The sequence below is a fragment of the Mariniradius sediminis genome, from assembly GCF_021491425.1.
Taxonomy (GTDB): Bacteria; Bacteroidota; Bacteroidia; order Cytophagales; family Cyclobacteriaceae; genus Mariniradius; species Mariniradius saccharolyticus.
The window spans coordinates 1-1,380 of the sequence record NZ_JAKEVZ010000043.1 but is presented as its reverse complement, the minus strand read 5'-3'; the positions used below and the strand labels follow the sequence as shown (position 1 = coordinate 1,380).

Sequence of the window (1,380 nt, the reverse complement as noted above, 5' to 3'; positions counted from 1 at the left end):
GTGTGCATGCCTGATATAGGTTGACAAAAAAACGTCAACCGTATGAAAAAGCGAGCATCAAAATTGGAGATCAGGAGACACAGGTGTTTTTCTGAGGAATTCAAGAAGATTAAGGTTCAGGAACTGGTGGATAGGCAAGTGACCGTGACTGAACTTAAACATCTGTATGGGGTAAGCCGAACGACGGTCTACAAATGGCTGTACAAGTACTCGGGGAGCCACGAGAAAAAGAGTATCTTGGTTGTTGAGATGGAAAGTGAATCACACAAGACCAAGCGCCTGTTAGAAAAAGTGGCGGAGCTTGAACGTGTCATCGGCCAAAAGCAGCTTGAGCTGGATTACCTCAACAGGCTGCTTGAGCTTGGGAGCGAGGAATTGGGGTTTGACCTAAAAAAAAATTTCAGTTCCAGACTGTCGAATGGTTCAGACACAACCACAGGGGGCATTCCCTCAAGATGAAGTGGGTTTACCTGGTTTCCGGCGCGACGAGGCAGGCCCACCACCAATCGGCGGCACGGCAGGTGAGGCAGCTCGAAAAGGAGGTTGTATACGTCAGGCTGATGGAACAGACCCGGGAGATCCATCCGGGCATGGGTCTGCGGACCATGTACGAGCTTCTCGAGCCGGAAGGCATTGGGAGGGACGCGTTTGTGGCCCTCGGGCTCAGGGAGGGTTTCAGGCTCAAGGCGGTCGAGAGACACACCAGGACGACGTTCAGCGTCAAGTCCAATCGGTACAGGAACCTGCTGGGTGGCATTTGGTTTACAGGTGTAAACCAGCTGTGGGTGAGCGACATTACCTATGTCTATTGCCTAGGCAGATTTTATTACCTTGTGATGGTCATGGATGCATACTCAAGGCGGATCCTCGGATACAGCCTTGCCGACAACATGCGGGCCGAGAACAACCTCAACGCTCTCAGGATGGCACTGGAGACAAGAGGGATTTCGGATTACGGGGGCGGGTTGATCCACCATTCTGACAAAGGCGGTCAATATGTGAGTGATATCTATACTGATACACTGGATGCTTACGGGATCAGGATCAGCATGTGTGACGAAGTATATGAAAACACCCACATAGAACGGGTAAACGACACGATAAAGAACCAATATCTCAACAGGATTCATATCGCCAGCCAAAGAGAATTAATGCAAAAAGTGGCACAGGTAATCAACACATACAATAACAAAAGGCCGCATCAGGCGATCGGGAAAACGACCCCATCGGAATATGAAAACCTATTAAAGGAAATACCGATTGAAAAAAGAACTAAAATGGAAATATATACCCAGGAAAGGGCTGAAAGGCTCGATCCAAACCAGTTAAAAATTCAATTCAACTAACAAAAAACCGTCAACCTATTTTAGGCACACACAA

Annotated in this window: 2 protein-coding genes; both read left to right on the top strand. The window is 48.3% G+C overall.

The window, feature by feature from the left end; translation table 11 throughout:
- Positions 1-42: 42 nt before the first annotated feature.
- Complete coding sequence (locus L0U89_RS20185; protein ID WP_008632028.1) at positions 43-459, top strand: transposase; 417 nt, start codon at positions 43-45, stop codon at positions 457-459.
- The gene (locus tag L0U89_RS20180; protein WP_008632026.1) at positions 456-1,346 is read left to right on the top strand and encodes an IS3 family transposase; all 891 of its coding nucleotides are present in this window, start codon (positions 456-458) and stop codon (positions 1,344-1,346) included. The genes L0U89_RS20185 and L0U89_RS20180 overlap by 4 nt, the downstream gene beginning before the upstream one ends.
- Positions 1,347-1,380: the final 34 nt, after the last annotated feature.

Excerpts from the sequence above, each read along its gene's own strand:
- L0U89_RS20180 (WP_008632026.1), top strand. The coding sequence starts at position 456 with ATGAAGTGGGTTTACCTGGTTTCCGGCGCGACGAGGCAGGCCCACCAC.
- L0U89_RS20185 (WP_008632028.1), top strand. The coding sequence starts at position 43 with ATGAAAAAGCGAGCATCAAAATTGGAGATCAGGAGACACAGGTGTTTT.